16 protein-coding genes are annotated in these 16,147 nt (G+C 38.3%); 5 read left to right on the plus strand and 11 right to left on the minus strand.

Annotated elements, in window-relative coordinates:
• Positions 1-112 precede the first annotated feature (112 nt).
• Both G558_RS0103375 and G558_RS12245 read left to right on the plus strand, forming a co-directional pair.
• Positions 113-895, plus strand: coding sequence for a threonine/serine exporter family protein (locus G558_RS0103375; protein ID WP_028828912.1), 783 nt, complete (start codon positions 113-115; stop codon positions 893-895).
• A complete protein-coding gene (locus G558_RS12245) occupies positions 895-1,356 on the plus strand; it encodes a threonine/serine exporter family protein (RefSeq protein ID WP_051188431.1) in 462 nt (153 codons plus the stop codon). The genes G558_RS0103375 and G558_RS12245 overlap by 1 nt, the downstream gene beginning before the upstream one ends.
• Before the next feature lie 73 nt (positions 1,357-1,429).
• Here the strand turns inward: G558_RS12245 and G558_RS0103385 are convergent, their stop codons facing one another.
• The 3 genes from G558_RS0103385 to G558_RS0103395 form a co-directional block, all read right to left on the minus strand.
• Complete coding sequence (locus G558_RS0103385; protein ID WP_028828913.1) at positions 1,430-2,506, minus strand: PIN/TRAM domain-containing protein; 1,077 nt, start codon at positions 2,504-2,506, stop codon at positions 1,430-1,432.
• Between the two features lie 99 nt (positions 2,507-2,605).
• Positions 2,606-3,619, minus strand: coding sequence for a PTS transporter subunit IIC (locus tag G558_RS0103390; protein WP_028828914.1), 1,014 nt, complete (start codon positions 3,617-3,619; stop codon positions 2,606-2,608).
• Positions 3,620-3,693: 74 nt separating this feature from the next.
• On the minus strand, positions 3,694-4,344 hold the full coding sequence (locus G558_RS0103395; RefSeq protein WP_028828915.1) for a redox-sensing transcriptional repressor Rex: 651 nt from the start codon (positions 4,342-4,344) through the stop codon (positions 3,694-3,696).
• Between the two features lie 179 nt (positions 4,345-4,523).
• Between G558_RS0103395 and G558_RS0103400 the strand changes: the two genes are divergently transcribed.
• Positions 4,524-6,455: an ABC-F family ATP-binding cassette domain-containing protein gene (locus tag G558_RS0103400; protein ID WP_028828916.1), complete on the plus strand. Its 1,932-nt coding sequence runs from the start codon at positions 4,524-4,526 to the stop codon at positions 6,453-6,455.
• Between the two features lie 83 nt (positions 6,456-6,538).
• Positions 6,539-7,225, plus strand: a complete 687-nt coding sequence (locus tag G558_RS0103405) for a TVP38/TMEM64 family protein (protein ID WP_028828917.1) — start codon at positions 6,539-6,541, stop codon at positions 7,223-7,225.
• On the opposite strand, the gene G558_RS0103410 is transcribed toward G558_RS0103405, so the two are convergent.
• From G558_RS0103410 to scfB, 8 genes are all read right to left on the minus strand, one after another.
• The gene (locus G558_RS0103410; RefSeq protein ID WP_028828918.1) at positions 7,197-8,027 is read right to left on the minus strand and encodes a (Fe-S)-binding protein; all 831 of its coding nucleotides are present in this window, start codon (positions 8,025-8,027) and stop codon (positions 7,197-7,199) included. The genes G558_RS0103405 and G558_RS0103410 overlap by 29 nt on opposite strands.
• Before the next feature lie 3 nt (positions 8,028-8,030).
• On the minus strand, positions 8,031-8,549 hold the full coding sequence (locus tag G558_RS13315) for a hypothetical protein (protein ID WP_051188432.1): 519 nt from the start codon (positions 8,547-8,549) through the stop codon (positions 8,031-8,033).
• Entirely contained in the window at positions 8,540-9,184 is a 645-nt protein-coding gene (locus G558_RS14405) for a DnaJ domain-containing protein (RefSeq protein ID WP_028828919.1), read from the minus strand. Before G558_RS14405 ends, G558_RS13315 begins: the two co-directional genes overlap by 10 nt.
• Complete coding sequence (locus tag G558_RS0103425) at positions 9,174-10,037, minus strand: DUF5685 family protein (protein ID WP_028828920.1); 864 nt, start codon at positions 10,035-10,037, stop codon at positions 9,174-9,176. Before G558_RS0103425 ends, G558_RS14405 begins: the two co-directional genes overlap by 11 nt.
• A gap of 65 nt (positions 10,038-10,102) precedes the next feature.
• Positions 10,103-11,119, minus strand: coding sequence for a rod shape-determining protein MreB (gene mreB, locus G558_RS0103430; protein WP_028828921.1), 1,017 nt, complete (start codon positions 11,117-11,119; stop codon positions 10,103-10,105).
• A gap of 43 nt (positions 11,120-11,162) precedes the next feature.
• Complete coding sequence (murA, locus tag G558_RS0103435; protein WP_028828922.1) at positions 11,163-12,422, minus strand: UDP-N-acetylglucosamine 1-carboxyvinyltransferase; 1,260 nt, start codon at positions 12,420-12,422, stop codon at positions 11,163-11,165.
• 118 nt (positions 12,423-12,540) lie between these two features.
• Entirely contained in the window at positions 12,541-13,650 is a 1,110-nt protein-coding gene (locus tag G558_RS0103440) for an AI-2E family transporter (RefSeq protein WP_028828923.1), read from the minus strand.
• 55 nt (positions 13,651-13,705) lie between these two features.
• Positions 13,706-15,088, minus strand: a complete 1,383-nt coding sequence (scfB, locus tag G558_RS0103445) for a thioether cross-link-forming SCIFF peptide maturase (RefSeq protein ID WP_028828924.1) — start codon at positions 15,086-15,088, stop codon at positions 13,706-13,708.
• 162 nt (positions 15,089-15,250) lie between these two features.
• On the opposite strand from scfB, the gene G558_RS0103450 reads away from it, so the two are divergent.
• Positions 15,251-16,105: a tRNA 2-thiocytidine biosynthesis TtcA family protein gene (locus tag G558_RS0103450; RefSeq protein WP_036931508.1), complete on the plus strand. Its 855-nt coding sequence runs from the start codon at positions 15,251-15,253 to the stop codon at positions 16,103-16,105.
• Positions 16,106-16,147 lie beyond the last annotated feature (42 nt).

The following is a 16,147-nucleotide window of genomic DNA, read 5'->3' on the forward strand; positions in this document are numbered from 1 at the left end:
ATTATATCATTATATTTGGTATTTAACAATTATTTAACCTCAAGCAGGTTTATTTTTATCCTATAATGTGATATTATTTGATGGTCGAAAAGATAAACCAGGAGGTGATTTTATGGATACTGCCACAATAGAGCAGGAAAAGAAAAAAGTATTAAGGCTTGCACTTTTTGCAGGTGAAATAATGTTATGCAACGGCGGGGAAACATACAGAGTTGAAGATACCATACTCAGAATATGTCACTCCAGAAATATATATCATGTGAGCGCCTTTGTCACGCCCACGGTAATAATAATAGCTGATGACCGCCACGACGGCTTTTCCTTTATGAAAAGCATTGACACCAGAGTTACCAATTTGCAAAGAGTGGCCATGGTTAATAATTTTTCAAGAGAATTTGTTAATAATGACATAGGCCTTGATGAGGCAATAGTAGAGCTCGAATCTATATTGAAAAGATCAGAATACCCCGATTCCTTCAGGGTCGTCTTATGCGGTATAGCTTCATCCATGTTTACAGGAATGCTTGGAGGATCACCCTCAGACCTTGTCTGCGCTCTTGTAATATCCATTATTGCTACCGTTACATCCATGAAGATGTACGATCTGGACAACAACTCCTTTCTTTCAAATGCTGTAAGCGGAGTAATCATATCAATCCTTGCAATACTCAGCCTCAAAAGTGGAATAGGCCACAACATGGACATGATAATAGTTGGATCCATAATGCCGCTTCTTCCGGGAGTTTCATTCACCAACGGCCTGAGGGACTTTATTGCAGGTGACCTTATTTCAGGTATGTCCAAGGTATTTGAAGCCGCGGTGCTTGCAGTAGCCATTGCCATATCAGCAGGTTCAGTCCTAAGTATATATATCAAGTATGGAGGTGTTATCTAATGCCTATGATAGCCCATTTCACATACTCACTCCTTGCCACTATAGGCTACGCAATATTTTTCCACCTTCCAAAAAAACTCCTGATTTATGCCGGCCTCACCGGAGCTATTGGCTGGATGGTAAACGTAGCACTGACCCAGGCAGAAGCCAGCATAGCATTTTCCAACCTTGCCGCTGCTATAGCCGTAGCCATGATGAGCGAGATTTTTTCCAGGATAAGCAAAAATCCTGTGACCATGTTTGTTATACCAGGTATACTTCCTATAACTCCTGGTTACTCACTTTACATGACTATGTATTATTTCACTCAGAATCAGATAGAAAATGCTCTGGCCAAAGGACTTCAGACCCTTGCAGTAGCTGGTGCAATAGCAATAGGTATCATGCTTGTTTCATCATTTGGAAAAATTTCAAGAAACATCATTGCAAGAAGACTCAAAAAAGACAGACACGATGTTTAATATATATAAAAAGCTGAGACCCTTGAAAATTGAGGTCTCAGCTTTTTATATATATTAATATTTTATTTTTCAATTAATTTTTCATCTTTGCAAATATCATTCTTCCGGCAGCTGTCTGGAGCACCGTAGTCACGACTACAGTAAACTGCTGTCCTATAAGTTTTTTTGCATTTTCAACTACTATCATAGTTCCATCATCCAGATATGCAACTCCCTGGTTATGTTCCTTACCTTCTTTTATAATCACTACAAACATTTCTTCACCAGGAATTACAACAGTCTTTACTGCATTGGCAAGTTCGTTTATATTAAGTACTTTAACCCCTTGAAACTGAGCTACCTTGTTTAGATTAAAGTCATTGGTAAGGACCTTTCCGTTAACAGTCTGGGCCAGTTTGAGCAGCTTCATGTCCACTTCTGTAATATCTTCAAAGTCCATATCCGATATTTCAAAATCCAGTTTTAGCTCTTCTTGCATAATATTCAAGATATCGAGTCCTCTTCTTCCCTTAATCCTCTTAAGATCATCTGCAGAATCTGCTATATGACGAAGCTCTTCAAGTACAAAAGTCGGAACAATAAATTTTCCTTCGATAAATCCAGTCTTTGCAATATCTGCAATACGTCCATCTATTATGACACTGGTGTCTAGTACTTTAGGCACACCTGAAATAACTTTTCTACTTCCTTTTTCTTTGTGCTGACTAAGTTTTAAGTTGACTGCAATACTGTGGATTTCTTCTTTTCTTCTGGTCGAAAGTCTGTATCCAAGAAATGCGAGAAAAATGTATACCACAGCCGAAATAGCTGAACCAATTACAGGTATCTGAGTTACAAAACTACTTATAAAATATGCAACAATAAGTCCAATTATAATTCCTCCAAGAGAAACCAGCATGTCAAAGGTCCCCACCGATGCCGATTCTTTCTCAATCTTTAATATTATCTTCTGTCCCACCTTGATAAAATATGGCGTCAGTAAAAAAAACAGCATCCCCATGCCCAGTGTCAAAGCTGTAAACACTGCAACTTCAACTAATTTAGACACATTATAAAGCCTGTCTATTATTACATTCACATAAAGATAGGTCGCAAAACCCGTGGTTATACCTACAAATGTAAAAATAGCTCTTAATAATCTTTTCACCATAATTATTACTACCTCCTTTCCCCTTGTTTTTTTATGATACATATCTATTATATTCTTTTTTTGCTGACAATACAATTTAAGATTTGGTTACAATTTTTTTTACAGATTTAATTTCATATCCCCTGGTCTTATCCATCCCCATCTTCTAAGTACTGACGCAACAATAAGCGATATTGCAGCCGGAAGTATGAAATGAAGCAATGCCATAGCCATATATACCTCAGATCGGCCGCCCATGGCACTCACAGTTCCAATCTGACCAACCAGTCCACAGGTTCCCATCCCCCCACCTATAGGTATATTTTCCATCTTAAAAACAATAGTGGAAAGTGGCCCAAGTATGGCTGATGCTACAATTGAGGGTATCCATATCCTGGGATTTTTTATTATATTGGGCATCTGAAGCATGGATGTCCCAATTCCTTGCGCCATCAATCCTCCAAACCCGTTCTCCTTGTAGCTTATAACAGCAAAACCTATCATATTTGCACAGCATCCTACCGTAGCTGCCCCCGCCGCAAGACCCCCAAGGCCCAGCATCATACATATTGCAGCGCTGCTTATAGGCAGGGTAAGAGTCATCCCAACGACAACCGCCACAATGACGCCCATCAAAAACGGCTGCATCTGTGTGGCATTAATTATGATTGCGCCCAGACCTGTCATGAAAGCAGACACATAGGGCCCTACAAACTGAGCCGTAATTACCCCAACGAGTATAGTGACAGCAGGAGTTACTATAATATCAATACTGGTTTCTTTGGAAACAAGCTTACCCAGCTCTACCGCTATGAGAGTAGAGCAGTAGACCCCTACAGGTCCTCCAAGCTCATTTGCAGCCAGACCTACTATTGCAGTTGAAAAAAGCACCAAAGGCGGCGCCTGAAGACCATAGGCTATAGCCGCAGCAATAGCCGGCCCCGTTGCAGTTCTTGCAAGAGGAGCTATCACATCAGTAAAGAGACCTATGCCCAGCTTCTGCCCTATAGAATTAAATATAGTTCCAATCAAAAGCGAAGCAAAGAGTCCGAGCGCCATACTTCCAAGGGCGTCTGTAAGGTAGCGTTTAAATGAAATCTCAATATTTTTTCTTTTCAAAAATCCATTTTTCATAATATGACCTCGCAAAGTAAAAAACGTATAAACTTGATATTCAAGATTATACGTCTAAATTTCAAAGATAAGCTTTATTCGTCCTTGTGAGTATGTGCTTCATTAAGCATATAAGAAAGTACAAATAAACTGTCACTCAAATGAGCATTTTCTACTATTATTCTTGATGGGATATCCAGATCTATGGGAGCAAAATTCCAGATTCCTTCGATTTTAGTTTTTGCAAGTTTGTCTGCTATTGCCTGTGCATGCTCCCTTGGTGTACATATAACCGCAATCTTAATGGAATTTTTTTCAATATACTCTTCCAGCTCTTCTACATCATAAATCTGTAGTTCTCTCATCCTAAGCCCTATGAGCTTTGGATTTGCATCAAAAAGAGCTTTTACCGCAAAGCCTTTTTTCTGGAACCATGGATAATTTGCAAGTGCCTGCCCCATATTTCCAGCTCCAATTACAACAGCGCTGTACTCGTGGTCCAGTCCAAGTATTTTTCCAATCTCATCATAAAGTTCTTCAACGTTATAACCATAACCCTGTTGACCAAACCCGCCAAAATTGTTGAGGTCCTGCCTGATCTGAGAAGCTGTAAAGCCAATAATCTCACTCAGTTCCTTGGAAGATATTCTATATATCTCCTTGTCTATCAAGTCTTTTAAATACCTATGATACTTTGGTAATCTTCTTATTACCGCCATAGAAATGTCTCTGTCTGATTTGCTCAATTAATCCACCTCGTCCTATTTTATTCTGTTATTTTAACCCTATAATATTTAATTAAACCAAATTTTAACAAAAATGTCAAATAATATACAGAATTTCTTCGACATAATATGATATAATCTATATTGAAAGCGCAAATATACCTAAAAATTTACACAAATAATAAGTGATGGAGAAAATAATGATTACACTCTCAATAAATAATATAACCAAATCTTATGGTATTGAAACAATTATAAAAGATATTTCTTTCGCAATAAACGAAGGAGAAAAAATAGGCCTTGTCGGGTCCAACGGGGCAGGAAAAACCACCCTTTTTAAAATCATATCCGGAAAGCTGGAAAAAGATTCTGGACAGATTTTCCTTGGTAAAGATATAACAATCGGCTACCTGGAACAAAATGTAAAAACCGAATCAGAAAACAACCTTCTAGACGAAGCTCTCCTTTGCTTCGAAGACGTAATAAAGCTTGAAAATGAGATACGTGAATTAGAACACAGTATTTCAGCATCTGCCCATGACAAAAAACTGGATTCTCTTATGAACGAATATTCCAGAAAAACCGAGCTATTCACAAATATGAATGGTTATTCCTACAATTCCGAGGCAAGAGGCATCCTTAAAGGACTTGGATTTTCTGAATCAGACTTTGAAAAATCAGTTAAACTACTTTCCGGCGGGGAGCAGACCAGGCTCATGCTTTCAAAACTCCTGCTCAAAAAACCAGATGTCCTTCTCCTTGATGAACCAACCAACCACCTCGATACAATAGCTGTGGAATGGCTGGAGACATATTTGAAGCAATATAAGGGCAATGTGGTAGTAATTTCCCACGACCGTTACTTCCTGGATAAGATAGTTGACAATATATTCGAAATCCACAATAAAATCCTTACACACTACAGCGGAAACTATAGCGATTACCTGGAAAAAAGAGAAACTGCCCTGCAACTCATGGAAAAAGAATATAGAGAAAACCAGGACGAAATCAAAAGACAAAAAGATATAATAACCCAGCTCAAAGCCTTTGGAAGAGAAAAACAGGTAAAGAGGGCCAGGAGCCGTGAAAAACTCCTCGACAAGATGGAAGTTGTAGACAAGCCTGATTTTGCAAAGAAAAAAGCATCTATAACTTTCAGTCCCTCTATCACAAGTGGTCATGAAGTTATGAAAGCCGAGTCTTTGTGCAAAACATTTGACGACAGAACCCTGTTTTCAGGCCTAGATGTAGAGATATTCAGGAACGAAAAGGTTGGCCTTCTTGGACCAAACGGAATAGGAAAAACCACTCTTTTCAATATACTTCTTGGAAAAGACAAAAATTATGAAGGCCAAATTAAATACGGAACCAATGTTCACCCAGTATACTTTGACCAGACAAGAAAAGACCTGGATCAGACCAAGACTATAATAGATGAAGTCTGGAATGAATATCCTTCAATTAACGAAACAAAAATAAGGAGCATGCTTGCAGCCTTCCTTTTCACAGGAGACGATATCTACAAAAAGATTTCTTCACTCAGCGGAGGAGAGCAGTCAAGAATATCGCTTTTAAAGCTCATGCTCTCAAAAGCCAATTTTCTCTTCCTTGACGAGCCGACTAACCATTTAGATATAGAATCAAAGGAAGTCCTCGAAAACGCCCTCAATGTATACGAAGGCACCGTATTTTTCATATCCCATGATCGTTACTTCATAAACAAACTCGCAGACAAAGTTTTAGTGCTTTCTGAAAACGGCATACGCGAATTCCTCGGAAATTATGATTATTACCAGGAAAAACTCCAGCACGAAAAAGAAGACAAGGAGAGGGCTCAAAACGAAGCAGACCAGACCGGCACTACCAAAACCCAGATAAAGGCCCAGCAGAAAAAAGACCGCGATAAAGAAAAAGAAGTAAGAAAACTCAAAAACACTATCACACAGATCGAAGAAACCATAACAGATCTGGAATCTAAAATAGAAGAATGCGACCAAAAGCTCTGCCTGGAGGAAATATATTCCAATCCCGAAATGGCAAAAAAAGTCACAGAAGACAAGGCAAATCTGGAAAATATCCTTGCTCAAACATTTGAAAAATGGGAAGCGCTCCATTTTATGCTCGAAGAATAAGAAGCTTCATTATAACTTTTCTCTATCTCGCTTATAATTATTTTCGATTAGAAAGCATTTTAAGGCGATGATATAATGAAAGTATGAAAAAACAATATAAACTAATAATATTTGCTGTGATCATAGTAATGATTGCAGCCTGCGACCACCACTTTGAGTGGTCTTCATACCTGGGCAATGCAAATAACCTGGCTTTTTTAAGCACGCTGGTAAAAGAAAACCCGATTCTTGCCCTTGTAAGCTACACTGCATTTACAGTAGTAGGGTCAGTGGTATTCGCTCTTCCTGGAGTAACCTTTGCAGTGGTGGCCGGGATAATGTTGGGTCCATGGCTTGGTATAATTGCCTGTTTGTTTGCCACCACTCTTGGGGCATGCATAGCCTTTCTTGCCAGCAGGTTCTTTCTTAAAGACAGTATAAAGCCTCTACTTGAAAAAAATAAGCTGCTACAAAAGCTCCTCTTTTCAGACAACGAAAAAAACAGCCTGGTCATCCTCATGATAACAAGGATGGTTCCGCTGTTTCCCTATAATATTCAAAATTTTGCTTACGGAATAACAGGCATAGGATTTTGGGAATATACTATATATACCTTCATATTCATGTTTCCAGGAGTATCTTTTTTTACTATAGGAGCCGCCGGGCTTACAGCTGGACAAGACAGCTGGAAATACTATCTGACAGCCGCTGTCCTAGCCGTAATCGTTACTATAGCTGGCATACTCATTAAAAATAAATACCTTAATCCTGAATATGAGGAAGTTTCATGACAAATCTTATACGGTTTGCCCATGAAGGCTTCTTCTTTTTTTTGAGAAAAAGTTCTGATACGTACATTCCCTGACACCCTCCCATTCCAAAAGAATGCACACACGAAGCGCAGTAGCTGACAACCTTAGGAGAAGTGCACTGAGATACCCTCTTTTCAAGTATCCTCATCCCTTTTTCAGGATTAAGGGCCATGGTCATATTCATTTTTCCACAGCAGAGGGTGTTTTTTTTGTTATTTTCAAATTCCAGGACATTTATTCCAAGCTTGTTCATTATGCTTCTTACCGCTTCGTGATCCAAAACATTATGCCTCGCTGTGCAAGGATCATGAATCATCATGTGGTCCCCAGCGTATATATTTTTTTTGTTTTGCGGAAAGTATTCATCTATTAAAGGCCATATAGAAACTACGTCCATTCCCCCATCTCCAAGAGTCTTGAAGCAATTAGGACACGCCGTATATATCTTAGCCTTATGATTTTTTTTTATCTTTTCAGTTCTTTTCGAAAGTTTTTTTCCCTCCCATATATGTTTGGAAGGTTTTCCACAGCAAAATCCGGATATTCCCATCTGCGGATCCATTTTAAGAAGTATATCATAGAGCTCTATGACCGCATCATAACCAAGGCTCATAAGCGAACATCCCGGGAAAAAGATATTTTCTTCATTTTGCTCTCCATCTCCTCGCATTGCATCCAACCTTGTTTTAGATATTTTTTTAGCAAATACAGGGCTAAAACTAATCAATTGATGGTTTTCTACAATAAGCTGGTTTTTATATTTCTTAAATTTATCTTTCATTCCCTAGCCTTTCTTTAAATTTCCACCCAGGTTCTTTATGTAGGCAGTGAGTATTACCGTAGCACTGTAATCATATACAGCCATTATAAGCACAAACATGGGAAGAATAATTATAGCACTGCTGGCATAGATAAACTTGCTCCCTGCAATTGCAGCTGCAAGCGAAATTATAAAAAAATATACCGCTTTAGTGATAACTTCTTTTTTTATTTCTCCCGATTTCTCGATATAGTATTTTACGACAGTGTAAAGCCCAAGTACAAATATATATCCCAGGGCATTGAGCTTATTTGGCATAAGCACCGCCCCCATCATAGCCGAAGATATATAAAAAACTATACCGTTTTTTATCCCCTTCTCAATTATGACTATGCCTATTATTACACTGGCAAGCCCTAGGAATATAGTCTCATTAAAAGACATTATCCCCGCAAAATAAAGCAGTATCTGATTTATTGCGAGCATAATTCCCATAAAAGCTATATCCGAGCTCCTGGTATTTGCGTCCCTTTTTATAAACATGATATAAGATCACATCCTACGCATTCACAGCAAGAATCCATGCACCACAGCTGGCAGCACAAGTTCCCCAAATTTCCTCCAGAATTATACTGTCTGTAGGTGTTTTGATAATTTTGGCTCTGATTTTGAAGAGAATAATATGCATTTACATACTCTGTATTTCCCGGATCCATCTCTACTGCCATTGCCATATCCTTAAGCGCAAGTCCCGAATTTCCAAATCTGCTGTATACCACTCCTGAAAGAAAATACCACTCAGCAGTCTTCAGGGCAATTGAATCAAGAGATTTTCTTGCGTTTCTTATATCATTTCTTGCTATGAGAGTCCTTATCCCAACGTAACTGTAGCCTCCGCTCCCAGACGATGAAGCGCCAGAACCAGAATTATATCCTCCAGAATTAGAATTTCTCGAGTTTCTTGTATTAAATCCCGATCTGGCTTCTTCTTCATTCATTATCTGGTCATATGCCGATTGAACTTCCTTAAATTTTTCCTCTGCAAGATCGGCAAGCGGATTGTCCGAATGAACATCTGGATGGTATTTCTTCGCCAAATCTCTATATGCCTTCTTTATTTCGTCTTTTGATGCTGTTTTGGGTATACCTAATACCTCGTATGGATCTCTAGTTACCATTAAAAATATCCTCCTCGTCACACATTTCATTCATTGCCTTATTAAGTCTTTGTACTATTCCAGAATACACTATATTATCAATTATCCCCTTATTCCTGAGGAGTGGTAATTTATCGAGTTCTTCACTCAGGCAGGAAAGCAGGAAAAACAGCTGCTGTTTTATCTCTTCCTTAAAGTCATCATCTTTAAAATCATCATCTGCAAGCCTGTCTGAAAACGGATTGTAGCTGCCTTTTTTGATGTCTTCTTCAAGATCTTCAAATGCATCAAGTATATATATATATTTGCCAGTATAAAAACCCGCCTGATACATATTTTTGCTGAATACATCCTTTTTATAGTCAAAGAGCTCTGCCATTATATATCCAAATATATTTGCCATCTCTTCCACGTCATTGCTCTTGCTTTTTTCAAGTTTAAAAAGTTCTTCCAGATTTTCTCTTACAGCTTTCTCCTTGTCAGGATAAGCTTTTTTAGCTTTTTCAAATGCCCCTTTAAGGAGTGACATGAGTGCTCTTGCTTTTACAGAGTTTTCATCTTCTACGTCGTCTTTGAGCTTGTAGTAGGTCAGTATTATATTCATCGCACTGCAGTAACTCGATATTTCGTTAGTTATAACCGCTTCTTTTTTGTGGGGATGTGATATGCAGCGCATCATTTTTCCATGATCTTCTGGTTCATAGAGCGAGGTCAGAAGTATCTGAAGAAAAGTAGTGTCAAAATTGAGCGAAAGTCTGCTTAGATTTCCATATTCTTTTTTCAGCGTCATACATATGCCGCAGTAATATCCTTTGTAGGTCAGGATTTCTCTATGCTTCAGCTCCATTTTGTTGGTTCTTACATATCCAAACATAAAATCTCCTGTCATAAAATCACAGAAAAAGACAGATTTCTCTGCCTTTCCCCTTATATCACGTCCTAGTATTTCTTCTTGTATGAGTTGTGGCTCATGTATTTAAGCGAATTCAGGGCTTCTCCCGTTCCTCTTGCAACACATGATACTGTATCTTCTGCTACATATGCTTCGATTCCAGTCCTCTTTTGTATAAGTTTATCCAGACCCCAAAGCAGAGATCCTCCACCAGTCATAAGAATTCCCTTGTCGCTTATGTCAGCAGAAAGCTCAGGAGGTGTTTTTTCCAGAACCGAGTGCACCGCATCAGCGATTTGAACAACACATTCTTTGAGCGCAGAAAGCATCTCAGTAGAGCTTATCTCTCTAAGCTCAGGAAGTCCAGTCACAAGGTTTCTTCCTCTTATCTCCATAAACACTTCTTCTTCTCTTGGATATGCAGTTCCTATGGTTTTTTTGATTTCTTCTGCTGTTCTCTCTCCGATAAGCATTGAGTGATTTTTTCTCATATATCTTGTTATAGCTTCATCAAAAGTGTCTCCCGCTACTTTTATTGAAGTGCTTTCTACTATACCACCCAGTGATATTACTGCTATATCAGTAGTTCCACCACCAACATCTACCACCATGCATCCGTTTGGCTTAGAAATCTCTATTCCAGCTCCAATTGCTGCTGCTATAGGTTCTTCTATAAGAAATACCTCTCTTGCTCCAGCTTCCATAGTAGCATCTATTACTGCTCTTTTTTCAACTTCAGTAACCCCTGATGGCACACATACCATCACTTTTGGCTTGAAAAACTTGAACATGCTCACTCCGCCAGTTACCTTCTCGATAAAGTACTTGAGCATTTTTTCAGTTACCTGATAGTCAGATATAACCCCTTCTCTCAAAGGTCTTATGGCTATTATGCTTCCTGGTGTTCTTCCTATCATCAACCTTGCTTCTTCTCCTACTGCAAGTACATTGCCAGTAGTAGTATCTATAGCTACAACAGATGGCTCATTCATAACGATGCCCTTGTTTTTTACATATACAAGCACCGATGCGGTCCCTAAATCAATACCTATTTCAGGTGTCATTCTTTACCTCCTAAATAATGGTTCTAAATAATCATTTTTTAAATTAAACACTTTCCTCAACTTTGCAAATCTCCGCTCCAAGTCTGGATAGTTTACCTACAAGGTCAACATATCCTCTTTCTATATGATATATGTTTTTTACAATAGTTTCACCTTCAGCTACAAGTCCGCTTATTACAAGGGCTGCCCCCGCTCTAAGATCTGTCGCCATAACCTCAGAACCCGTAAGTTTGTCTCTGCCTTCTACGATTGCAGACTTGCCGTTTATCTCTATGTTAGCGCCCATTCTGATTAGCTCTGGCACATTCATAAACCTGTTCTCAAACACAGTTTCAGTAATAGTAGATTTGCCTTCTGCCATACACAGCATAGCCATAAACTGCGACTGCATATCAGTTGGAAATCCAGGATGAGGAAGCGTTTTGATATTTGTAGGCATTATTTTATCAGTGCCTATTACCCTTACCCCATTTTCATGCTCTTCTACTGTGCATCCAACCTCAATAAGCTTTGCAACTACCGGTTTTATATGGTCAATTATAACGTTGTCCACAAAAACATCACCCTTTGTCATTGCAGCAGCGACCATATATGTCCCCGCCTCTATTCGATCCGGTATAACCGTATGTTCTACAGCTTCGAGTTTTTCAACTCCGGTTATTTTTATAGTGTTAGTTCCAGCACCTCTTACCTTTGCTCCCATCTTGTTTAGGAAGTTGGCAAGATCAACTATCTCTGGCTCTTCAGCCGCATTTTCTATAGTAGTTATGCCTTCAGCTCTTACAGCTGCCATCATTATGTTCTCAGTAGCTCCCACAGAAGGAAAGTCCAGATATATCTTGCTTCCTGAAAGTTTTTCCGCATGGGCTTCTACATATCCATGATCTGAAACAATCTCAGCTCCCATAGCTCTGAAACCCTTTAGGTGAAGGTCTATAGGTCTTGTTCCTATAGCGCATCCTCCAGGCATGGAAATTTTCGCGGTATTGAATCTGGAAAGAAGCGATCCCATAACCAGAAAAGATGCTCTCATCTTGTTCACAAGGTTATAAGGAGCCTCAGTATCTTTTATCTCCCTGGCATCAACTATAAGTGTTTCTCCATCATACTCAACCTTTGCACCCAGGTATCTCAAGAGATCCGACATCACACTGACATCTCGAAGATCAGGTACACTTTTTATAACAGACACTCCATCTACGAGCAGTGTCGCTGCAATTATTGGAAGTACGGCATTCTTTGAACCGCTTATTCTTACTGTTCCTCTAAGAGGCTTGCTCTCTTTCACAACTATATATGCCACGAATTTCATCCTTTCAAATTCGAATATTCTTATCTAAAATCGTTCCTTTTTTGCTAAAGTAAAATTATACCTGCAGTTATATATTATATCATATTATTATTAATATTAAAATGATTTTTTATACAATATCTACAGCCCTCTGCTTCTCTATCCTTGCGTCCAGATATCTGACCAAAAGTATGCTGATTATTTTAAACATGGGTACTGCAAACAGCATGCCCAGCATTCCAAAAAATCCGCCACCGATAAGAATAGACAGTATTATATAAAATGGTGAAATCCCCACCTTATCTCCAAGTATCTTGGGTCCAATTATATTTCCGTCCACCTGCTGAAGCACCAGTATAAAGATTGCCACCCAAAGCGCCTTGACCGGACTTATAAAAAGAGTTATAAGTACAGCTGGTATAGCGCCTATAAAGGGTCCAAAATAAGGAATCATATTGGTTACGCCCACTATGGTACTTAGGAGAATTGCATAGGGAGCATTTAGGAGCTTTAGTCCCGCTAAACAGATAATTCCAATTATAAAGGAATCTATGGTTTTTCCAATGAAAAAGTTAGAAAAAACCTTGTTGCAAAGCTCAAAAAAATCCATAACTTTAGAAAATCTTTTCTGGCCTGCCATAGCAAGTATAAGTTTTCTGGTTGCAAGAGCAAATGTTTCCTTTTCAGCAAGGACATAAGCCGAAACAATTATACCCACAATAAATTTAAGCAGTCCAGAAGTAATTCCTATGACCTTTGTAAGGAGCCCATTTATGGTAAGGTTTAGAAACTCCAGGAGCATGGCAGATATCTCTGATATATTAGACTGAATATACTCCTGAAGGTTAAGACGTTCCACAAGCGAAAGTTTGAGCAGTGTGGTGTTAAACCAGAGCTGGAGATTCTGTATATAATCTGGAAGTTTTTCTATTATATCAAAAAGATTTCTCAGTATTATCGGTGTTACAATAATTATAAAGAGAGTTATAACCCCAAAGAACAAGAGATAGCATATAGCCATGGAAAGTGCGCGATGCATCTTGAATTTCTTCTCCAGTTTGACCATGAGCGGATTTAGCACATAAGCTATGGCAAAACCCCAGAAAAATGGGATCAGTATACTTATAAGATGTTTAAAATTATTAAATACCCACTGGTAGTTTTCAACGCCCTTATAAATAATTATTATCACCAGTGCCAGAACAATCCAGTTTAAATTCTTCTTTATCCTGCTAACCACGCCGCCTCCTGTAGAATGTCACATATCACATTCGAGCTATTATAATAATATACAATTAATTTTCTTTTTCCATTTCTTCCAGCTTTAGAGCCGCTTCAACCATTATAGCACATTCAATTCGTTTTTTCTGCATATCGCATCCCTGCCTGTAGGGCTTCATTACAGTCCCGTTAAAGTTGTATGCATTTGCATGACATCCGCCAGAGCAGTAGAATTTGGCCCAGCAAGTCTTGCAGTCTTCTTTGGTCTCCACATTACATGCGCTGAACTGATCAGTAATTTGTACAGGAAAATCTATCTTTTCATCAAAAAGATTTGCCATTTTAAAATCTTCATTTCCAACAAACTGGTGACAAGGATATATGTCTCCATCAGGGGTTATGGCAAGGTACTCAAGTGCAGCCCCGCACCCAGAGATACGTTTTATAGCGCAAGGGCCTCCACTAAGGTCTATCATATAGTGGAAAAACTTGAAATTTTTGTCTGTCTTTCTGATTTCCAGATAATCTTTTGCAAATCTGTCGTATTCAGCATTAACTTTTTCAATATCTTCCGGTTTCAGAGCATACTCATTGTCATTATGATCCACAACCGGCTCCATAGAGGTCAGTTCAAATCCCATATCCCTAAAGTGAAGTACATCTTTTCCAAAATCCATGTTGTGCCTTGTAAAAGTTCCCCTTATATAGTAAAATTTATCATTTGACCTCTGACTTATGAGCTTTTGAAACTTGGGAACTATGAGGTCATAGCTTCCTTTATCGTTCAAAGTAAGCCTCATATTATCATTGATTTCTTTTCTTCCGTCCAGGCTCAGCACTACATTATGCATATATTTATTTATATATTCTATTTTTTCATCATCCAAAAGTACGCCGTTTGTAGTTATGGTAAATCTGAAATTCTTTCCATTTTCTTCGGCCTTGGAATTTCCATATTCTACAAGCTGCTTAACTACTTCAAAATTAAGAAGGGGTTCTCCTCCAAAAAAATCCACCTCCAGATTTCTCCTGTTTCCAGAATTGGCAATAAGGTAATCCAGCGCTTTTTGGCCCACTTCAAAACTCATAAGGCCTTTAGGTCCATTAAAATCTCCCTGGCCTGCAAAACAGTACTTGCACTTGAGGTTGCAGTCATGGGCCATATGAAGACACATAGCTTTCACTACAGGTTTTCTTGAAAGAAATAAATCCGTGTTCGGAAATATATCATCACTATAAAAAACTCCGGCTTTTTCAAGCTCTTTTAGTTCTTCAAATGCAGTCTTTATATCTTCTGATTTATAATTATTTAAAAGCCCTTCAAGTGCAGCTTTTTCTCCCAATTCATAATAGTCGAGCACATCATATGCTATGTCATCTACAAGATGAACAGAACCCGAATTTACATCAAGTAAAAAATTATAAGCATTTTGTCTGAATTTGTGAATTAATTTCATTTTATTCTCCTAAAACTATTCTATTTTTATATAACATCCCTAATATGATATTATATAACAAAAATAGAAACTGTGATATAAAATTTGTAGAAAAGGAGTGGCAAATTTGCTATAATTATAAGAGCAAATAATAATTAATTTTAAAACGAATTGAGGATACGAATGATATTATCAGGAAAAGGCTGCGAACTAATGATTCCAGAGTGTGATCTCAAGGACATAAAAGACATAGAGCGCAGCATAATAAAAAAATACAGAAAGCATCTTTGGTCTCCTTTTATGAGAGCTGTAAGAGACTTTGAGATGATAAAAGAAAACGACCGTATAGCCGTAACTGTATCAGGTGGAAAAGACAGTCTCATAATGGCCAAGCTCTTCCAGGAGCTTCACCGCCATAGCCAGATTCCTTTTGAGCTCGAATTTATAGCAATGAATCCAGGATTTTATGATACAAACAAAAATCAGCTTCTTAAAAACTGCGACCATCTGGAAATCCCCGTAAATATTTTTGACACCAATATATTTGAGGTTGCAGGGAAAATTGCAGGAGACAACCCATGCTATATGTGCGCAAAAATGAGAAGAGGAGCCCTCTACAACAAAGCCGAAGAACTGGGATGCAACAAGATGGCTCTGGGCCATCACTATGACGATGTAATAGAGACAATTATGATGAACATCCTCTATGCCGGAAGTTTCAAGACCATGATGCCAAAGCTCAAGTCCACAAATTTCTCAGGCATGGAAATAATAAGACCCCTTTATTATATAAGAGAAGATGCCATAAAAAGATATACCAAAAACAATGGCATCCTTGCAATGAACTGCGGGTGTGCAGTTGCCGCCGGAAAAATAGCTACCACAAGATATGAAATCAAAGACCTTATAGAAAATATGAAAAAGACCAATCCCAACGTGGAAAAATCTATTTTCAAATCCGCACAAAACATAAATCTTGATGCATGTATAGCCTGGCAGCGCAATGATCAAAAAGAAAATTTTCTCCATAACTACTAAATATAGTGGAAAATTTTGATTAGGAATTCAAACTTTGTGTTA

It is taken from the genome of Proteocatella sphenisci DSM 23131 (genome assembly GCF_000423525.1).
Taxonomy (GTDB): Bacteria; Bacillota; Clostridia; order Peptostreptococcales; family Filifactoraceae; genus Proteocatella; species Proteocatella sphenisci.